Origin of the sequence: Streptomyces sp. NPDC059524 (assembly GCF_042749255.1) — a bacterium.
GTDB classification, from domain to species: domain Bacteria; phylum Actinomycetota; class Actinomycetes; order Streptomycetales; family Streptomycetaceae; genus Streptomyces; species Streptomyces xanthii.
Genome location: NZ_JBHYTK010000120.1, coordinates 1 through 18,425, shown reverse-complemented (window position 1 = coordinate 18,425; position 18,425 = coordinate 1). Strand labels below are relative to the sequence as shown.

Sequence of the window (18,425 nt, the reverse complement as noted above, 5' to 3'; positions counted from 1 at the left end):
GTCCGTGCCAGAGGCCCGGACCGGCCGTGGGGGAACGTCAGTTGTGTCAGTTGGTATCCGGGGCGCACGGGCTGTGCGCCGGCGGATCATGCCTCGGCAGGTGCCTCGGCGGGGGCTTCGACGTCGGCCTGGGCCTCGGTCTCAGCCGCGTTCTGCGACTTGCCCGGGTTGGCCTTCGCGTCGGCCTTGCGTGCGGCCTGCGCCTCACGGGCCTCGGCCATCGCCTCGGTCTTCTTCTTGTGCGGACCGAGAACCATGATCATGTTTCGGCCGTCCTGCTTCGGGTTCGACTCGACGAAACCGAGGTCCTGGACGTCCTCCGCGAGGCGCTGCAGCAGTCGGTAGCCGAGCTCCGGCCGGGACTGCTCGCGACCACGGAACATGATCGTGATCTTGACCTTGTCGCCCTGCTTGAGGAACCGGACGACGTGACCCTTCTTGGTGTCATAGTCGTGCGGGTCGATCTTCGGCCGGAGCTTCATCTCCTTGATGACCGTGTGCGCCTGGTTCTTGCGCGCCTCACGGGCCTTCATGGCCGACTCGTACTTGAACTTCCCGTAGTCCATGAGCTTGCAGACGGGCGGACGGGCGTTCGCCGCCACCTCGACGAGGTCGAGGTCGTACTCCTGAGCAAGCTCAAGGGCCTTGGCAAGCGGAACAATCCCGACCTGCTCGCCGCTGGGACCGACAAGTCGCACTTCGGGAACGCGAATCCGGTCGTTGATGCGGGGCTCGGCGCTGATGGATCCTCCTCGGTAGCACCACACGACGGTCTGGCGGACCGCCGCGTAACGTCTGTTACGTAAGTACCAACCGCGCCGAGACACAGAAAATGCCCCGGACGGTACACAGGCGGGGCTCCAAGACTTACCGGAACACCGCCACGGCGGACCGCGGGGCGCTGTTCGGACGGCTCCATCGTCCGTACGGAACGATGGTGGCCGTCTGACCGGTGACCCGCCGCCCTGAGGGCGGCCAGGTGGGAGATCGGAGCCTCCACTTGTGGGCCGGTCACCTGGTCGCGAGGACGTGGGCATCCGGCCGGTCGTCACACAAGGTTAGCAGCACTTGGGCGGTGCTCCCAACCGGGTGCGCGGCGCGAGGCCGGCCGCGGTCCGCATATCGTGGAGCCCATGAGTGACGCGACCCCCGCTGCTGCCCCCGACGCCCCCGACACGCCCGACTACGACGCCCTGACCCGCGACATCGCGGAGGTGCCCGCCGTCGAGGTCATCGTGACGGTCGCGGTGAACCTGATGAGCGCCGCCGCGGTGAAGCTGGGCCTCACCGAGGAGGGCGACGCCCACAAGGACCTCGACGAGGCGCGGAAGCTGGTCTCCGCTCTCGCCGGTCTGCTCGACGCGAGCGCCACGGAGATCAGCTCGTTCCACGCGGCTCCGCTGCGGGACGGCCTGAAGTCGCTGCAGCTCGCCTTCCGCGAGGCCTCGATCGTGCCGGACGAGCCGGGCCAGGGTCCGGGCGAGAAGTACACGGGCGCCGTCTACGGATAACGGACAGCGGACAGCGGCGCGCGCTCCTCAGGGGCGCGTGTACAAGGGCTCGCCGGAGGGCGCGGTCCCGGCCGGCAGCAGTGCCAGGTCGAGGCCGCCCACCAGGCGGGCCCTCAGTGTTTCGTCGGCGGCGATGCGCGCGGCGAGCGAGCGGGCGGTGGCCTGGACGTCGGCGTCCGCGTCGAGCACGAGGGCGAGGGTGCCGTCGGTGCCGGCGGAGGGACCGGGGCCCAGGTGGGCCCGGGCGATCGCGGGCTCGGCGGCGACCGCGGCGCGCACCGCCTCCACGACCGCCGGGTCGGCCAGCGGGTCCGTGTCGGTGCGTCCCTCGGCGAGGGCGTACAGGGCGGAGCCCGTCAGCTCGTACGGGACCGGGCCGGCGAGGTCGATGACGACGGTGTCGGCCTTCTCGTGGGCGGCGGCCTGGAGCGCCTGGTGCAGCGGTACGGCGACGGGGCGGGCGGCGGGGTCCCACAGGGCGAGGGACGCGGTCGAGGTGAAGGCGGGCAGCGCCTTGCGGTCGCCGGCCTTCAGGGTCGGGACGGCCATGTCGCTGGTCTTCTCGCGGCGGAGCCCGTTCTCGTCCTCCTCGACCTCGCCGAGCACGGCCACGATGGGCACGAGCAGCCGGGCGTCCTTGAGGGCGGCCAGGACCGGGCCGTGCGCGCTGCGGTCGGCCGACCAGGCGGCCAGGGCCTCGGCGAGACGCGGGTCCGCGGAGCCGTCGTCGTCGGAGTAGCCGGGGTCGGGAATGTTCTTGTTCGCCACGTTCACCGACCCTACCGAGCGGGTCCCGGCCGCACCTCGGCGGACCCTGGCACCGGGCCGGCGCTACCGTCTGCGCCATGGACTCCGCCCTCGCCGCAGCCGTGGCCCCCGTCGTCGAGGGGCACGGCGGGCGCCTGTCGGTCGCGGTGCTCGACACGGCGAGCGGCCGATCGGCCGCGTACGCGCCGGACGGCGGCACCTACGACACGGCGAGCGTCGTGAAGCTCGGCGTGCTGTGCGCGCTGCTGCTGAGCGCGCAGGACGCGGGGCGCGAGCTGACCGCCGGGGAGCGGGCGCGGGCCGCCGCGATGATCGAGCGCAGTGACAACGAGGCGACGAGCGAGCTCTGGGACGCCCTGGGGCGGGCGGAGGCGCTGGACGCGGCGCACGCGCGGCTGGGGCTGACCGGGACGACGGGCGGGGCCGGGCCGCTGTGGGGGCTGACGCGGACGACGGCCGCCGATCAGCTCGCGCTGCTCCGGCAGGTGTTCGGGGTCGGCGAGGGGCTGGTCCTGAGCGCCGCTTCGCGGTCCTGTGTCCGGGAGTTGATGGCCCGGGTCGTGGCCGGGCAGGCGTGGGGCGTGTCGGCGGCCGGCGCCGCCGAGCTGAAGAACGGGTGGCTGCCGCGCAGCACGACGGGGTTGTGGGTCGTGAACAGCGTCGGGCGGGTGAGGGCGGACGGGGTGCGCGCTCTGGTGGCCGTGCTGTCGGACGGGAGCCCGACCATGGACGCCGGGGTCGCGCTCGTGGAGGCGGTGGCGCGGGCGGCGGTGGGGGTCGTGGTCAGCGGCGGCGGTTGAGGCGGTGGCCTCGCCAGAGGTAGACGGCCGTGCCGAGCAGGAGGACGCCGAGGCCGCCCGCGACGGGGCCGGCCCACGCGGTGCTCGCCGTGTCGTCCGGGTCGTCGGGGCCCGGGCCGAAGTACCGGTCGCCGTAGCCGGCCGGGGTGAGGCCCTTGGGTTCGAGCTTCGCGCCGGCGCGGATCGCGGCGGCCGGGTCGACCAGGCCGTAGCCGCGCGAGTCGTCGCGGCCGCCCGCCGGGGGGTTCTGGGCGGTGTCCTCGAGGAGCTTCTTGATCTGGGCGGGGTCCAGGCCGGGGTGTGCGGCGCGGACCAGGGCGACGGCGCCCGAGACGAACGCGGAGGCGGCACTCGTGCCCCAGGCCGAGTAGTACTTGCGGTCGGGGTCGGCGGTGACGATGTTGCGGCCGGGGGCGGCGACGGTGGCGTACCAGCGGCGCGTGGAGAACGAGGCGCGGGTGCCGGAGGAGTCGACGGCGGTGGCGGTGATGACGCCCGGGTAGGCGGCCGGGTAGGAGATGTGGTCGCCCTTCTCGCCGCCGTTGCCCGCGGAGGCCACGACGGAGACGCCCTTCTTCAGCGCGTACTGGACGGCGGCGTCCTCGTCGGCCTCGGGGTGGGCCGTGTCGGAGTCGTCGCCCAGGGAGAGGTTGATGACGTCGGCGCCGTGGTCGACGGCCCAGCGGATGCCCCGGGCGAGGGCATCGCCGCGGGTCTCGCGGGCCTTGGCGCGGGCCGGGTCGCCGTCCTCCAGGATGACCCGCACGGGCAGGATCTTCGCCTCGGGGGCGACACCGACGACACCGTCGCCGTCGTCCTCGCCGTGCCCGTGACCGGCGATGACGCCGGCTATGGCGGTGCCGTGGCGGGCCCAGGGGCGGTCGCCGCGCTCGGCGCCGAAGCCGACGAGGTCCTTGCCGGTGAGGACGTTGCCCTCGAGGTCGGGGTGGCGGGCGTCGACGCCCGTGTCGAGGACGGCGACCGTGATGCCCTTGCCCTTGGTGGTGCGCCAGGCCTCCTGGGTGTGCATCGCGGCGAGGCCCCACTGCTGGGCGCGGACCGCGTCGGCGTGCGCGACGGTCGACGGGACCAGGGCGACGGTCGCCGCGGTGGCGGTGACGAGGGCGATCCGGTGGGCGCGGCGGGTCATGACGGCTGCTCCGTGGACTTCTGTACGGCCTTGCGCAGGCCGCGCTCGATCCGGTCGGCGACGCCCTGGGCCTCGTGGCCGAGTCCGGCCTGGGCGGGGGCGGTCGTGGCGCCCTGCTTCATGGCCTCGGCGGCGGGCTGCGGGTCGGCGACGGTGCGGCCGTCGGCGAAGCCGGAGACGGCGTAGACGACGACCGGGGCGTCGGTCAGGACGTTGATCGTCCAGGAGGCGCGCTGGGCGTCGCCGAAGCGGGCGGCGGCGGTGCCCTCGGCGGCGTAGGGGCGGGGCATGAGGTCGTCGCGGCGGTCCAGGCCCTGCTCGGTGAACCGGGTGCGCAGCGCCTGGGTGGCCTCGGCGTCGGCCTTGGTGAAGAGCAGGCCGACCGTGGTGACGCTGCTCTGGGTGGCGTCGACGTACGTGGCGCGCAGCAGGCGCAGGCAGCCGGCGGAGCGCAGGGCCTTGTGGAGCAGCGGGTCGAGGGCCTTGGCGCAGCCACTGTCGGGGGCGACGGCGATGCGGGTCCAGGTGCGGTCGGAGCCGCCGGGGCCCGCGCCCTCGCCCTTGAGCGTGCGCGGGAAGAGGCGGTCGACGGGGACGCTGTGCCACAGGGCGGCGGCGTCGTGGTACGCGGTCTGCGCGGACACGGCGGGGCTGTCGTCCTCGCCGGTCAGCAGGAAGCCGGTGGTGGCGCCGCCGAGCAGGCCCACGCCGAGCACGAGGCAGGCCGCGGCGGCGGCCGCGCGGGGCGCGATGCGGTGGGTCAGGTGGCCGAGGGGGCGCAGCCGCGTGGTGCGGTCGTCGTACTGGGGCGGTGGGGGTGGCGAGGCGACGAAGGGGCGGCCCGCGGTGGCGGGGTCCGGGGTGAGATCGACACGGCCCGGGGCCCGCCGGGGCGGGGGCGGGGTGTGCGGGCCGGTGCCCGGGTGGGGCGGGATCGGGCGCAGGCGGGTGGTGGTCTCGGTCGCGGGGGCCTCCGGCGGGAGCGGGACCGACTTCGCGCCGTGGGTGGGGGCAGCGGGCGCGGCGCCGTCCCGGCCGGTCGCGTCCCCGGCCGCGCCGCCCGTGCCCGGTGCCGGCTGCGGAGGGGCGTCCGGGAAGCGGGAGGACGGGGTGGGGGGCGGGGGCGTCACCGGGCGCTTCGGAGCGTCGTCCGGGAAGCGGGAGGAGGCGGTGGGGGGTGGGGGCGTCGGGGGCAACGGGGGGACCGTCGCGGGGGGTTGGGCAGGGCGTGGCGGGACGCGCCGGGCTTCCGTGCTCATGCCTCCCCGTTTCGTCAGCCTGCGTGCGCGTCACTCTAACGGGCCAGGGCAGGTCAGCGGTTCCCCAGGCGGCGGGCTCGGCCGATCTGCCCGGATCGTCCCTCTACCCTGCGGTAATCAGGTCTGGCAGGCTTCGGTCATGACACCGCGCGCCGCCGACCGGGCCCGCTTCGACCGGGCCACCGCACATCTCGACGCCCCCGTGGCGATCGTCGACCTGGACGCCTTCGACGCCAATGCCGAGGACCTGGTCCGGCGGGCGGCGGGCAAGCCGGTCCGGGTGGCGAGCAAGTCCGTACGGTGCCGGGCGCTGCTGGAGCGGGTGCTCGCCAAGGACGGGTTCGCCGGGGTCATGTCGTTCACGCTGGCCGAGTCGGTCTGGCTCGCGCGCTCCGGCGTCGAGGACGTGCTGCTCGCGTACCCGTCGGCGGACCGGAGCGGTTTCGCGGAGCTCGCGCACGACCCGAAGCTGGCCGCCGCGGTCACGGTGATGGTCGACGACCCGGCGCAGCTGAAGCTGATCGACGCGGCGCGCGACGGCGGCCGCGAGGAGATCCGGGTGTGCCTGGAGCTCGACACGTCGTGGCGGGTGCTGGGCGGGCGGGTCCGGATCGGCGCGCTGCGCTCTCCGCTGCGTACGCCGGAGCAGCTCGCCGAGCTGGCCCGTGCGGTGGACCGGCGTCCCGGTTTCCGGCTGGTCGGCCTGATGGCGTACGAGGGTCACGTGGCCGGGGTCGGGGACGCGGTCGCGGGGCGGCCGGTGCGGTCGCGGGCGATCCGGCTGATGCAGGCGGCGGCGCGCAAGGAGCTGGTGGTGCGCCGGGCCGAGGTGGTGCGGGCGGTGCGCGCGGTGGTGCCGGACCTGGAGTTCGTGAACGGGGGCGGCACGGGCAGCGTGCAGCACACGGCGGCCGAGGACGCGGTGACGGAGATCGCGGCCGGGTCGGGGCTCTACGTGCCGCGGCTCTTCGACAACTACACGTCGTTCAGCGCGCGTCCCGCCGCGCTGTTCGCCCAGCCCGTGGTGCGCCGGCCCGGGGTCGGCGTGGTGACCGTGCTCGGCGGCGGCTATCCGGCCTCGGGCGCGGCGGGCGCGGACCGGCTGCCGGTGCCGTATCTGCCGGAGGGGCTGCGCTACGACACGCAGGAGGGGCCGGGCGAGGTGCAGACGCCGCTGCTCGGCGCGGCGGCCGACGATCTGCTGATCGGCGACAAGGTGTGGTTCCGGCACGCGAAGGCCGGTGAGCTGTGCGAGCGGTTCGAGGTGCTGCACCTGGTGTCCGGGGACACGGTGACGGAGACGGTGCCGACGTACCGAGGCGAGGGCTACACGTTCCTGTAGCCCTCCGGGTGCCTACCGGCTCGGGCCGACGGTGCTGCCCACTCCCCCGCCGCCGGTGCCGTCGACCGCGCGGATGCCCTTGACGATCTTGTCGAGGTCGGTGAGCGGCGGGGACTCGGAGCTGACGTCGAGGGTGCAGCGGACCGCGACGAGCGCCTCGGAGCCGGAGCTGGACGGGAAGACCACGGACTGGACGTAGCCTCCGGCGCCCTCGGCGGTCGTGACCTTCCAGCGCACGAGCCAGCCCGCGCGCCCGGCGACCCCGATCTGCCGGGACGCCACGACCTTGTGGCCGGTCATGCCGCCGAAGGGGCGCCGCCCGATGGAGTCGGTGTCGTAGGCGCGGTCGGCGGCGTCCTTCACGTCGTCCTTGGCGAGGGCCTCGGGGTCGGTCTCGTCGGTGCCGGTGACGGTGTGCGTGGAGACGGTGCCGCGGCGGCACATGCCCTGGTCGAACGGGCAGTCGTAGGTGTCCGGCGTGGTGATGAACGTGTAGTCGTCGGCGACGTACTCGGCCTTCTGCCAGCCGTCGAGGACGGGCAGCGTGATGCCGTTGAGCTCGTCGGTGACGCGTGAGGGGTCCTCACTGGGCGAGGGCGCCGGGGCGCTGCTCGCGGCCTCGGAGGACTGCGGCGGCGCGGAGGGCTGCGCGGACGAGGGGGCCGTACGGGTCTTGGGGTCCTCCTCGTCGCCTCCGAGGGCGACGATGCCGCCGGCGACGATCGCGGTGACGAGGGCGACCCCGGCGGCGATCACGGCCACGAGCTTGCCGCGCCCGCCGCCGGAGGACGGCGGCCCCACGGGTGCGGGCGGGGACGGCGGCGGCCCCTGTGGGGCCGGCTGCCTGCGGTGCTGGGTCCACGCGGCCCCGTCCCACCAGCGCTCGGTGGACGGGGCCTTGGGATCCGGGTACCAGCCCGGCGGCGGCGTCATGCTCATCCCGGCACTCTAAAGTGCCGCCTTGATGATCAGTACTCCGTCACCCCTCAGTACGCGGAGTCGGCCTGATCCGGCACCGTCGTGCCGTCCTCGCGCAGGAGCGGGCCGAAGCCGCCCTCGGGACGGTTCCAGGCCGCCGTGGAGCAAGGGTAGGTGCCGGACTTGCGCGGCAGCGGCTCGATGAACATCGGGTTGGCGACCCAGCGTCCGTCGGCGTTGTCGTAGGCGCGGCACATGATCTCGTTCTTGTTCCGGTTCAGGACGAGGTGCGCGCCGGTGGCGTCGCCGACGAAGGTGACGTCGGTGTCGGCGTCGCCGCCGCCGAGGGCGATGCGCTTGCCCCAGCGCTGCTTCTCCCAGGCGGCCTTCCCCTTGATGTGGAAGATGTCCTGGTTGATCCAGCAGCGCTTGCCGTCGATGTACGGGATGGCCTCGCCCTTGTTGATCGGGACGCCGCCGCAGCCCTCGTTGTACGGGGTGATGCGGCCGCGCTCGTCGAGGACGGAGCGGATGGCGATGGTGTGCGCGCGGTCGATGCCGACGCCCTTCGACCACACCTCGGTGACCGGTTCGGAGCCGGCGGAGACGATGTACACGTCGAACCCGGCGCGCTGGAGCGTGCGGATGAGGTCGCGCTGCTGCTCGTAGTAGCGGACGTAGCCGGGGATGGTGTGGGTGCCGAGCTTCTGGGTGGCGCCGACGGGTGCGGCGAGGGCCTCCTCACGGGCGGCGGCCGCGTAGGACTCGAGCTCGGGGACGGTGTGTCCGGCGAAGAGCTGCGGGACCCAGGCGTACTGGGGCACGGTGCGGCGGTGGTTCCACTCTCCGGCGAAGGCGGCGGCGCCGCTCATCGTCTTCCCCGACTCACGGATGTTGAAGATCTCGTCCGTGCAGTCGGTGTCGGTGGAGGTGGGCAGCGGGGCGCCGACGGGGACGGCGGTGCCGCAGGCGGCGGTGAGCGCGCGGTCGGCCTCGTCGGTCATCCAGCGGCTGGTGTCCTTCCAGCGGCCGGGGCGCAGGATCTTGTCGTGCTTCAGCGACCAGGCGATGGTCGCGTCGGTGACGTCGTTCTTGGAGACGGTGTTGTCCCAGTCGAACGCGGCGACGGGGCGTGGGCCGCGGTGGCCCGCGCAGGTGCCGCGCTCGTCGATCACGCGCTGGAGCTTCGCCCGGTTGTCCCCGTACCAGGGGAGCTCCTGCGACAGCTGCGGGCAGTGCCGGGCGGTCGTGGGGGTGGTGGGTGCGGACGTGGCGGCGGCCGCGGGGGTGGTCAGGGTCGCGGCCGCCATGAGTGCGGCGGCCGCGGCCGAAGTCCACGCGGCAACATGTCTGTTACGCATGCGAGTGGACCGTACATCAACCTCCGCGGCCTGTTGAGGGGGCGCACGGAGCGTGTTGCGAAGGCTCTAGAGGGGCGTCACGTAGGCGCCGGAGATGCCGCCGTCGACCAGGAAGTCGGTGGCGTTGACGAAGGAGGAGTCGTCGCTGGCGAGGAAGGCGACGGCGGCCGCGATCTCGTCGGCCTCGGCGAAGCGGCCCACCGGGATGTGCACGAGGCGGCGTGCGGCGCGCTCGGGGTCCTTGGCGAACAGCTCCTGGAGGAGCGGGGTGTTGACCGGTCCGGGGCACAGGGCGTTGACCCGGATGCCCTCGCGGGCGAACTGGACGCCGAGCTCGCGGGACATGGCGAGGACGCCGCCCTTGGACGCGGTGTAGGAGATCTGGGAGGTGGCGGCGCCCATCCGGGCCACGAAGCTGGCCGTGTTGATGATGGAGCCCCTGCCCTGTTCCCGCATGTAGGGGATGGCGGCCTTGCAGCACAGGTAGACGGAGGTGAGGTTGACCTCCTGGACGCGCTTCCAGGCCTCCAGGCCGGTGTCGAGGATGGAGTCGTCGTCGGGGGGCGAGATGCCGGCGTTGTTGAAGGCGATGTCGACGGAGCCGTAGGTCTCGTACGCGGTGCGGAACAGGGCCTCGACCTGTTCCGCGTCGGTGACGTCGACCTGGACGAAGGTGCCGCCGACGGCGTCGGCCGCGCTCTTTCCGGCGGCGGCGTCGATGTCGCCGCAGACGACATGGGCGCCTTCGGAGGCGAGGCGGCGGGCGGTGGCGAGGCCGATGCCGCTGCCGGCTCCGGTGATGACGGCGGTGCGGCCGACGAGACGGCGGCAGACGATGTCCTTGGTCATGGGGTGATCAGGCCTCCGTGCTGAGGAAGACGTTCTTGGTCTCGGTGAAGGCGGTCAGGGCGTCGGGGCCGAGTTCGCGGCCGAGGCCGGACTGTTTGAAGCCGCCGAACGGGGTCCAGTAGCGGACGCTGGAGTGGGAGTTGACGGACAGGTTCCCGGCGCGGACGGCGGCACTGACGCGCAGGGCGCGGCCCACGTCCCGGGTCCAGATGGAGCCGGACAGGCCGTACGGCGTGGCGTCGGCGAGGCGGACGGCGTCGGCCTCGTCGGTGAACGGCAGCAGGACGGCGACGGGTCCGAAGATCTCCTCGACGGCGGCCCGGGAGTCGGCCGCCTCGCCGGTGAGGACGGTCGGCGGGAACCAGAAGCCGGGGCCGGTGGGCGCGGTGCCGCGCGGGCCGGGGGCGTCGTCCTTCACGAAGTGCCGTACGCGGTCCAGCTGTCGGCGTGAGATGAGCGGGCCCATCTGCGTCTTCTCGTCGAGCGGGTCGCCGACGACGACGGCGCCGATCGCGTCCGTGAGGCGGGCGACGGCCTCCTCGTAGACGGATTCCTGGACGAGGATCCGGGTGCGGGCGCAGCAGTCCTGGCCGGAGTTGTCGAGGAAGGAGAAGGGGTCGAGGGCGCGGCCGAGGTCGGCGTCGGCGAAGACGACGTTGGGGCTCTTGCCGCCGAGTTCGAGGGTGACCGGCTTGACGCGCGCGGCGCAGCGCTCCATGACCTCGCGGCCGGTGCGGGTCGAGCCGGTGAAGACGACCTTCGCGACGTCGGGGTGGTCGACGAGGGCGCGGCCCGTGACGCTCCCGTGGCCGGGGAGCACCTGGAACACGTGCTCGGGCAGTCCGGCGTCCAGGGCGAGTTCGGCCAGGCGCAGGGCGGTGAGCGGGGTGGTCTCGGCCGGTTTGAGGACGACCGCGTTGCCGGCCGCGAGGGCGGGGGCGGTGCCCCAGGCGGCGATCGGCATGGGGAAGTTCCAGGGGGCGATGACGCCGACGACGCCGAGCGGTTCGTGGAAGGTGATGTTCCAGCCGCCGGGGGCGGGGATCTGTGCGCCGTTGAGGCGTTCGGCGCCGCCGGCCGCGTAGAGCAGCAGGTCGCGGACGTTGCCGGCTTCCCAGCGGGCGTTGCCGACCAGGTGCCCGGCCTCGCGGACCTCCAGTTGCGCGAGTTCCTCGAGGTGGGCGTCGACGGTGTCGGCGAAGCGCCGCAGGAGGCGGGCGCGATCGGCGGGGGCCGCCGCGGCCCAGGCGCGCTGGGCGGTGACGGCGCGGCGCACGGCCCGGTCGGTGTCGGCCGCGTCGGCGGCGGGGACGGTGGCGACCACGTCTTCGGTGGCGGGGTTCAGGACGGTCAGGGTGGTCGTGTCGACGCATCGGTCGGGCAAGGTCACAGCCTCTCGAATCCTCGGCGGAGCTCCCAGTCGGTGACGGCGGCGTCGTACGCGTCGAGTTCGACCCGCGCCGCGTTCAGGTAGTGGGCGACGACCTCGTCGCCGAAGGCGGCCTTCGCGACGGGGCTGTTGGCCCACAGTTCGGCGGCCTCGCGCAGCGTGGTGGGGACGTGCTCGTAGGCGGCCGCGTAGGCGTTGCCCGGGCAGGCTTCGGGCAGTTCGAGGCCCTGCTCCACGCCGTGCAGCCCCGCGGCGATCAGGCCCGCGACGGCGAGGTGCGGGTTGACGTCGCCGCCGGGCAGACGGTTCTCGAAGCGGAGCGAGCGGCCGTGGCCGACGACGCGCAGCGCGCAGGTCCGGTTGTCGTGGCCCCAGGCGACGGCGGTCGGCGCGAAGGAGCCGGGCTGGAACCGCTTGTACGAGTTGATGTTCGGGGCGTACAGGAGGGAGAAGTCGCGCAGGGCGGCGAGCTGGCCCGCGAGGAAGTGCCGCATGAGCGGGCTCATGCCGTCGGGGTCGTCGCCCGCGAAGGCGGGGGCGCCGTCGGCGTCGGTGAGCGAGAAGTGGATGTGGCAGGAGTTGCCCTCGCGCTCGTTGTACTTCGCCATGAAGGTGAGCGAGGCGCCTTCCTGCGCGGCGATCTCCTTGGCGCCCGTCTTGTAGATCGCGTGCTGGTCAGAGGTGACGAGGGCCTCGTCGTAGCGGAAGGCGATCTCGTGCTGGCCCGGGTTGCACTCGCCCTTGGCGGACTCGACGGTGAGGCCCGCGCCCGCCATCTCGTTGCGGATGCGGCGCAGCAGGGGTTCGATGCGGCCGGTGCCGAGGACGGAGTAGTCGATGTTGTACTGGTTGGCCGGGGTCAGGCCGCGGTAGTTCGCGTCCCAGGCCTGTTCGTAGGTGTCCTTGAAGACGATGAACTCCAGCTCGGTGCCGACCTGGGCGGTCAGGCCGAGCTCCGCGAGCCGGTCGAGCTGGCGGCGCAGGATCTGCCGGGGCGCGGCGACGACGGGCGAGCCGTCCTCCCAGGCGAGGTCGGCGACGAGCAGGGCCGTGCCCTCGTTCCAGGGGACGCGGCGCAGGGTGCTCAGGTCGGGGTGCATCGCGAAGTCGCCGTAGCCGCGGTCCCAGGAGGACATCGCGAATCCGTCGACGGTGTTCATCTCGGTGTCGACGGCCAGCAGGTAGTTGCAGCCCTCGGTGCCGTGGTGGAGGACCTCGTCGAGGAAGAAGCGGGCGGCGAACCGCTTGCCCTGGAGCCGGCCCTGCATGTCGGGGAAGGCCAGGACGACCGTGTCGATCTCGCCGCTCGCGACCAGGGCGTGCAGCTCCTCGACGGTCAGCGGGGGTGTGCGGTCTGCCACGGTGAAAGCCTCCTCGGGGATGCTTCTGGACGGCCGGGAGTCATAAGGTATTGCGCGCAACCATTGCTGGGAAGGGGACCCGTCCACATGTCGCTCGACAGGTCGTACGCCGCGGTGCTGCGGCCGGTGCGCGCGGGGAACGGGTTCGAGGAGGCCCTGGAGCAGATCCTCCAGGTCGTCCGGCTCGGCCTGGTGCCGGGAGGTGAACGACTGCCCGCCGAGCGGGAGTTGGCGGAGCGGCTCGGGATCAGCCGGGTGACGCTGCGCGAGGTCCTGAAGGTGCTGCAGGACCAGGGTCTGGTCGAGTCGCGGCGCGGGCGCTACGGCGGCACGTTCGTGCGGCCCCGGCCGGAGGCGGCGGGCGAGAGCGAGCTGCGGCGCCGGGTCGAGGGCGTCGACGTGGAGGACGCGCTGCGCTTCCGCGAGGTCCTGGAGGTCGGGGCGGCCGGGCTGTGCGCGGCGCACGGGCTCGGCGCGGAGCAGGCGGACCGGCTGCGGGCGGCGCTCGCCGGCACCCACGACGCCCCGCTGGCCGAGTACCGGCGCCGCGACACCCTCCTGCATCTCACCCTCGCGGAGCTGTCCGGGTCCCCGTCCCTGGCCGCGCAGTACGCGGCGGTCCGCGCCGGGATCAACGACCTGCTCGACTGCATCCCCCTGCTGGTACGGAACCTGGAGCACTCGCAGCGCCAGCACACGGCCCTGGTGGAGGCGGTGCTCGACGGGGACGCGGACGGCGCGCGGGAGATGATGCGCGAGCACTGCGCCGGCACGGCCGCGCTCCTGCGCGGATTCCTGACCTGAGCCGGAGTCCGCCCTGACCGGCGGCAAAGGTACGCGTTCAGGCCATTGCCCGACGGGCGCGGTGACCGCATGCTGAACGCGACCGCGCCCCGTACGGCGATCTCGTACCCTCGGCCCCTGACACGCAGGAAAACGCACTTCAAGCGCACACGGCACTTCGAGAGCACGGCAGTTCAAGGGCGCGGCGACCGACCGACCGGGGAGCACAGCACGATGGTGAGCAGGCCGCTGATCGGCATCAGCACCTATCTGGAGAACAAGGCCAGTTGGGGCGTGTGGGAGCTGCCCGCGGCGCTGCTCCCGGCCGGCTATCCGCAGATCGTGCAGCGCTCCGGCGGTCTGGCCGCCATGGTCCCGCCGGACGATCCCGGGCACGCGCCCTCGGTGGTGGCCCGCCTCGACGGACTGGTGGTCGCGGGCGGGCCGGATGTCGAGCCCGGCGAGTACGGGGCCGCCCGTGATCCGCGTACGGGGCCGGCCGCGCCGGAGCGGGACGCGTGGGAACTGGCGCTGATCCGGGCCGCGTTGACCTCCGGAACGCCGCTGCTCGGGATCTGCCGGGGCATGCAGCTGCTGAACGTGGCGCTCGGCGGGACGCTGACGCAGCACATCGAGGGGCATGTGAAGGAGACCGGCGTGTTCGGCCGGCACACGGTGACCTCGGTGCCGGGCACGCGGTTCGGCGAGCTGGTGCCCGAGCCGACCGAGGTCCCGACCTACCACCACCAGGCCGTGGACCGCCTGGGCCGGGGTCTGGTGGCCTCGGCGCACGCGGCGGACGGAACGGTGGAGGCCGTCGAACTGCCCGGCATGTCCTGGGTGATCGGCGTGCAGTGGCACCCGGAGATGGGCGAGGACTCCCGGGTCACCGAGGGACTGGTCCGCGCGGCCTCGGCCCCACACGGCTTCTGACGCCGACCCCCGAGGGCCTGGGGCGCCGGCAGGGGTCAGGCCCGGACGGGTCGGGGACCGATCCCGGTGCGCGGGGCGGATCCGCAGGCACGCGGTGAGCCCGACCGCGCGTCCGCACCGGCCGTTGCAAGACGTCCGCACCGGCCTCCGCGCCCGGCGGGTCTCAGGCGTTCGAGCGGGTCAGGCCGAGCAGTTCGCGGGCCGGGCCGACCGGCGGGTGGCCCGTCGGCCAGACCGCGCGCAGTGAGCGGGTCAAGGTCGCGCCTTCCAGAGGGACGCGGACCAGACGGCGGGACGCCAGCTCCTCGCCGACGGCGAGTTCGCTGAGGACCGAAGGGCCGGCGCCGCCGACCGCCGCGGCCTTCACCGCCGTGGTGGAGGACAGCTCGATCAGCGGGCGGGCGAGCCCGCCGAGTGCCGCGTCCAGGACCTGACGGGTGCCGGAGCCCTCCTCGCGCAGGATGAGCGGGGTCGCGGCCAGTTCCTCGGCGGCGAGCGGTCTGCGGCGGCGCGACCACGGGTGGCCCGGGGCCGTCACCACGATCAGCCGGTCGTGGGCGACGATCGCCGAGTCCAGTCCGGCCGGCACCGACACGCCCTCGACGAAGCCGAGGTCCGCCTCCCCGGCGAGCAGCCGCTCGGCGACCGCCGTCGAGTTCCCCGCGAGCAGGGAGACGGCCGTGTCGGGGCGGGCGGCCCGCAGGGCGAGCAGCCAGCGCGGCAGCAGGTACTCGGCGATCGTCATGCTGGCCGCGACCCGCAGCCGGGAGTCGCGGCGCACGCGGAGCGCCTGCGCGCCCGCGTCGAACTCCTCGGCCGCCTCGACGATCCGCCGCGCCCAGTCCGTGACGAGGGCGCCGGTCTCGGTGAGCCGGGACCCGCGCGGCGAGCGGTCGACGAGGGCGAGCCCCAGCTGGCGCTCCATCGAGCGGATGCGGCTGCTGGCGGCGGGCTGGGTGATGCCGAGCTCGCGCGCGGCCGCGCCGAGGCTGCCGAGCCGGGCCACGGCGAGGAGCAGTTCGAGCGCGCCGAGGTCGGGGACGCGGTGGGCGAGGAGCCCCGGGGGCGCCTCCCCCGCCGTGTCCTGCCCCGTGCCCGCCTGGCGCTCGCGCGCTCCCCGCTCCTCGCTCATAAATCCAGCTTATGCCGTCATAGCGGCAACGTCCCTGGTGGGGCGGGGGCCCTCGGGCGACCGTGGAGTCATGGTCACCGCCGTCCACCCCGCACCCCGCACCGTCATCGGCCCCCGCGCCGCCGCCGTCCGTCACCTCGGCCCGAACTGGTACGCCGCCGTAATGGGCACCGCCATCGTCGCGAACGCGGGTGCGACGCTGCCGGGTCACGTCCCGGGCCTGCGTACCGCGTGCACGCTGGTGTGGGCCGTCTCGTTCCTGATGCTGCTCGCCCTGCTGGCGGCGCGGACCGCGCACTGGACGCACCACCGGGACCAGGCCCGCGCCCATCTCGCCGACCCGGCGGTGGCCCCGTTCTACGGCTGTCTGTCGATGGCGCTGCTCGCGGTGGGCGCGGGCACGCTGACCGTGGGGCAGGACTGGATCGGGGCGGGCGCGGCGGTCGCGGTCGACACCGTGCTGTTCGTCGCCGGGACCGCGATCGGGCTCGCCGCCGCCGTCACGATCCCGTACCTGATGGTCGTGCGGCACCGGATCGAGCCGGGGCAGGCGTCGCCGGTGTGGCTGCTGCCCGTGGTCGCGCCGATGGTGTCGGCGGCCTGCGGGCCGCTGCTCGCCGCGCATCTGCCCGAGGGGCAGGCCCGGGCGACGCTGCTGCTGGCCTGCTACGCCCTGTTCGGCCTGAGCCTCCTGGCGACCCTGGTCATGCTCCCCGTGATCTTCGCGCGCCTGGTCACGGGCGGGCCGCTGCCACTGGCGCTGACCCCCACCCTGTTCCTGGTCCTCGGGCCGCTGGGCCAGTCGACGACCGCCACCGGCAAGATCGCCGACGCCGCGCAGGGTGTCTTCCCCGCCGCGTACGAGCACGCGTTCAGCGCGTTCGCCGTGCTGTACGGCGTGCCCGTGATGGGCTTCGCCCTGCTGTGGCTGGTGCTGGCCGCCGCGATGGTGGTGCGGGCGCGGCGCGCGGGCATGGGCTTCGCGATGACGTGGTGGGCGTTCACCTTCCCCGTCGGCACGTGTGTCACGGGCGCGGAGAGCCTGGCGGCCCACACCGGCCTCGCCGCGTTCGACGTGCTGACGGTGGCGCTGTACGTCTTCCTCGTCGCGGCCTGGGCGGTGGCGGCCGTGCAGACGGTACGGGGCCTGGCCTCGGGCCGCCTCCTCGCGGCTCCGGCTCCGGCGCGGGCCTGAGCGCGGGGCTGTTTCAGCGCCGCAGGGCCCGGTAGCGCTTGAGCAGCGCGGTGATCCGGGCCTGGTCCGCCGCGCCGTTCAGCTCGGTGAGCAGGTCGTCGGGGCACAGTTCGTACAGGTCGCCCCAGAAGCGGCGTCCGCGGTTGTCCCAGATCCGGTAGCCGCCCGGGACGCCTCTGGCCACGTAACGCCGTCTGCTCACCGCTCTCCTCGGGACACGGGCCGCCGCAGGGCCGCGCCGAGCACCTCGGGCGCCGTCGCCAGTGAGGGCCCGTACCAGGTGAGGCTGCGGCCGTCGACGAGGGCGGCGGGGGCGGTGAAGGCCTCCGGGCCGTCGTCGGCCGTGAAACGGTACGGCTCGTCGGGCAGCACGACCAAGTCCTTTTCGACGGCCTCCAGTTCGCCGAGCGGGACGCGGGGGTAGCGCTCGGTGGCGTCCGCGTACGCGTTGGCGACGCCGAGGCGGGCGAGCAGGTCGCCGGCGAAGGTGTCGCGGCCGAGGACCATCCAGGGGCGCCGCCAGATCGGCACGACGGCCCGCAGCGCGGGCTCGGGCGGCGACAGAGCGCCCCAGGCGGCCTCGGCGTCGTCCAGCCAGCGCGGCCGCGAACGGGCCCCGCAGGCGTCCAGGACGCGGTCCAGCTCGCGCAGCGCCTGCGGCAGCGTACGGATCTCGGTGACGAGGACGGGGACGCCCGCGGCGCGCAGCGCGGCGAGGTCGGGCTCCCGGTTCTCCTCCTCGTTGGCGAGGACGAGGTCGGGGGCGAGCGCGGTGATCGCGGGGACGTCGGGGTTCTTGGTGCCGCCGAGGCGGGGCACGTCGAGCCCGGCGGGATGCGTGCACCAGTCCGTCGCTCCGGCGAGGACGCCCGGCAGCGTCACCGCGATCGCCTCGGTCAGCGACGGGACCAGCGACACGACCCGCACGGCGGCGGCTACTTCGGACCCGGCTCGTCGACGGCGTCGATGTGCTCGGCGACGGCCACGACGAGCACCCGGGTCTCCGGCACGGTCGCCCGCCACCGGTGCCGTACGCCACCGGTCAGGTACAGGGTGTCACCGCGTCCGAGGCGATAGGCGCGGCCCTCCGCCTCGACCTCGACGGCGCCCTCGGTCACGTAGAGCATCACGTCGTTGCGCAGCTGGAACTCGCGGCCGGGGTCGTGGTCGCCGACGAACTCCTGGGCGTGCATCTGGTGGTGCCCGCGCACGAGGGACCGTACGACGGTGTCCTGGGCGCCCTCCTCGACGGTGGCGTCGTCGGCGCGGACCAGGTCCACGGTGCGGGCCGGGTCGGCGGCGGCGAGGAGTTCGACGGCGGTGGTGCCGAGGGCGTCGGCGACCTTCTCCAGGGAGCGGCGGCTGGGACGGGCCCGCTCGTTCTCCACCTGGCTGAGGAAGGGCACCGACAGGCCGGTGCGCTCGGCGACGGCGGAGAGGGTCAGCTCCAGGGAGCGGCGGCGGCGCCGGACGGCTGCGCCCACACGCAGTGTCTCCTTGTACTTGTCGTGCTCGTTGTACTTGTCCTGCTCGTCCATGACATCCGCTCCCTCCCACTGCTCCGGTTGTGCTGTACGTCTCAATGCACCCTACGCATGTTCGTCAAACAGTTTCATCCGATGGCCGAAGCCGTGGGGCGCACGAGGGGGCTCAACGGGGCGAGGGGTGGCCAC

General features: G+C 74.0%; 19 protein-coding genes. 6 read left to right on the top strand and 13 right to left on the bottom strand.

Annotated elements, in window-relative coordinates; translation table 11 throughout:
- Positions 1–86: 86 nt before the first annotated feature.
- Entirely contained in the window at positions 87–767 is a 681-nt protein-coding gene (gene infC, locus ACFW9D_RS27800; RefSeq protein WP_188341663.1) for a translation initiation factor IF-3, read from the bottom strand.
- Between the two features lie 366 nt (positions 768–1,133).
- On the opposite strand from infC, the gene ACFW9D_RS27795 reads away from it, so the two are divergent.
- Positions 1,134–1,511, top strand: a complete 378-nt coding sequence (locus tag ACFW9D_RS27795) for a DUF1844 domain-containing protein (RefSeq protein WP_188339929.1) — start codon at positions 1,134–1,136, stop codon at positions 1,509–1,511.
- 27 nt (positions 1,512–1,538) lie between these two features.
- Here ACFW9D_RS27795 and ACFW9D_RS27790 read toward each other — a convergent pair whose 3' ends face one another.
- Entirely contained in the window at positions 1,539–2,279 is a 741-nt protein-coding gene (locus ACFW9D_RS27790) for an SseB family protein (RefSeq protein WP_188339928.1), read from the bottom strand.
- Between the two features lie 77 nt (positions 2,280–2,356).
- Between ACFW9D_RS27790 and ACFW9D_RS27785 the strand changes: the two genes are divergently transcribed.
- Positions 2,357–3,079 carry a serine hydrolase gene (locus ACFW9D_RS27785; RefSeq protein WP_384626131.1) on the top strand — a complete coding sequence of 241 codons (723 nt, stop codon included), beginning with the start codon at positions 2,357–2,359 and terminating at the stop codon, positions 3,077–3,079.
- Here the strand turns inward: ACFW9D_RS27785 and mycP are convergent.
- Both mycP and ACFW9D_RS27775 read right to left on the bottom strand, forming a co-directional pair.
- Positions 3,063–4,229 carry a type VII secretion-associated serine protease mycosin gene (mycP, locus tag ACFW9D_RS27780; protein WP_384626128.1) on the bottom strand — a complete coding sequence of 389 codons (1,167 nt, stop codon included), beginning with the start codon at positions 4,227–4,229 and terminating at the stop codon, positions 3,063–3,065. The two genes, ACFW9D_RS27785 and mycP, sit on opposite strands and share 17 nt — an antisense overlap.
- On the bottom strand, positions 4,226–5,359 hold the full coding sequence (locus ACFW9D_RS27775) for a hypothetical protein (RefSeq protein ID WP_384626125.1): 1,134 nt from the start codon (positions 5,357–5,359) through the stop codon (positions 4,226–4,228). Before ACFW9D_RS27775 ends, mycP begins: the two co-directional genes overlap by 4 nt.
- A gap of 268 nt (positions 5,360–5,627) precedes the next feature.
- On the opposite strand from ACFW9D_RS27775, the gene ACFW9D_RS27770 reads away from it, so the two are divergent.
- The gene (locus tag ACFW9D_RS27770) at positions 5,628–6,830 is read left to right on the top strand and encodes an amino acid deaminase/aldolase (protein ID WP_384626123.1); all 1,203 of its coding nucleotides are present in this window, start codon (positions 5,628–5,630) and stop codon (positions 6,828–6,830) included.
- A gap of 12 nt (positions 6,831–6,842) precedes the next feature.
- Here the strand turns inward: ACFW9D_RS27770 and ACFW9D_RS27765 are convergent, their stop codons facing one another.
- The 5 genes from ACFW9D_RS27765 to ACFW9D_RS27745 form a co-directional block, all read right to left on the bottom strand.
- Positions 6,843–7,769 (bottom strand): DUF2510 domain-containing protein, encoded by a 927-nt coding sequence (locus tag ACFW9D_RS27765; protein ID WP_384626120.1) that lies wholly within the window; start codon positions 7,767–7,769, stop codon positions 6,843–6,845.
- Positions 7,770–7,816: 47 nt separating this feature from the next.
- A complete protein-coding gene (locus ACFW9D_RS27760) occupies positions 7,817–9,109 on the bottom strand; it encodes a haloacid dehalogenase-like hydrolase (protein WP_188339923.1) in 1,293 nt (430 codons plus the stop codon).
- A gap of 66 nt (positions 9,110–9,175) precedes the next feature.
- Complete coding sequence (locus ACFW9D_RS27755) at positions 9,176–9,958, bottom strand: 3-oxoacyl-ACP reductase (RefSeq protein WP_188339922.1); 783 nt, start codon at positions 9,956–9,958, stop codon at positions 9,176–9,178.
- A gap of 7 nt (positions 9,959–9,965) precedes the next feature.
- Entirely contained in the window at positions 9,966–11,342 is a 1,377-nt protein-coding gene (locus ACFW9D_RS27750) for an aldehyde dehydrogenase family protein (RefSeq protein ID WP_384626116.1), read from the bottom strand.
- 2 nt (positions 11,343–11,344) lie between these two features.
- Complete coding sequence (locus ACFW9D_RS27745; RefSeq protein WP_384626113.1) at positions 11,345–12,709, bottom strand: glutamine synthetase family protein; 1,365 nt, start codon at positions 12,707–12,709, stop codon at positions 11,345–11,347.
- A gap of 87 nt (positions 12,710–12,796) precedes the next feature.
- Between ACFW9D_RS27745 and ACFW9D_RS27740 the strand changes: the two genes are divergently transcribed.
- Together ACFW9D_RS27740 and ACFW9D_RS27735 are read left to right on the top strand one after the other, a co-directional pair.
- Positions 12,797–13,513, top strand: a complete 717-nt coding sequence (locus ACFW9D_RS27740; protein WP_384626110.1) for a FadR/GntR family transcriptional regulator — start codon at positions 12,797–12,799, stop codon at positions 13,511–13,513.
- A gap of 213 nt (positions 13,514–13,726) precedes the next feature.
- The gene (locus ACFW9D_RS27735) at positions 13,727–14,425 is read left to right on the top strand and encodes a gamma-glutamyl-gamma-aminobutyrate hydrolase family protein (RefSeq protein WP_188339918.1); all 699 of its coding nucleotides are present in this window, start codon (positions 13,727–13,729) and stop codon (positions 14,423–14,425) included.
- A 163-nt stretch (positions 14,426–14,588) separates the two neighbouring features.
- Here the strand turns inward: ACFW9D_RS27735 and ACFW9D_RS27730 are convergent, their stop codons facing one another.
- Positions 14,589–15,557, bottom strand: coding sequence for a LysR family transcriptional regulator (locus tag ACFW9D_RS27730; protein WP_188339917.1), 969 nt, complete (start codon positions 15,555–15,557; stop codon positions 14,589–14,591).
- Positions 15,558–15,627: 70 nt separating this feature from the next.
- On the opposite strand from ACFW9D_RS27730, the gene ACFW9D_RS27725 reads away from it, so the two are divergent.
- On the top strand, positions 15,628–16,752 hold the full coding sequence (locus tag ACFW9D_RS27725; protein WP_384626106.1) for a TDT family transporter: 1,125 nt from the start codon (positions 15,628–15,630) through the stop codon (positions 16,750–16,752).
- 13 nt (positions 16,753–16,765) lie between these two features.
- Here the strand turns inward: ACFW9D_RS27725 and ACFW9D_RS27720 are convergent, their stop codons facing one another.
- The 3 genes from ACFW9D_RS27720 to ACFW9D_RS27710 are packed head-to-tail and all read right to left on the bottom strand — an operon-like array spanning position 16,766 to position 18,290.
- Positions 16,766–16,954 carry a hypothetical protein gene (locus tag ACFW9D_RS27720; protein ID WP_188339915.1) on the bottom strand — a complete coding sequence of 63 codons (189 nt, stop codon included), beginning with the start codon at positions 16,952–16,954 and terminating at the stop codon, positions 16,766–16,768.
- Complete coding sequence (locus ACFW9D_RS27715; protein WP_384626103.1) at positions 16,951–17,679, bottom strand: helical backbone metal receptor; 729 nt, start codon at positions 17,677–17,679, stop codon at positions 16,951–16,953. Before ACFW9D_RS27715 ends, ACFW9D_RS27720 begins: the two co-directional genes overlap by 4 nt.
- Positions 17,680–17,687: 8 nt before the next feature.
- Positions 17,688–18,290 (bottom strand): helix-turn-helix domain-containing protein, encoded by a 603-nt coding sequence (locus tag ACFW9D_RS27710; RefSeq protein WP_188339913.1) that lies wholly within the window; start codon positions 18,288–18,290, stop codon positions 17,688–17,690.
- Between the last annotated feature and the right edge of the window lie 135 nt (positions 18,291–18,425).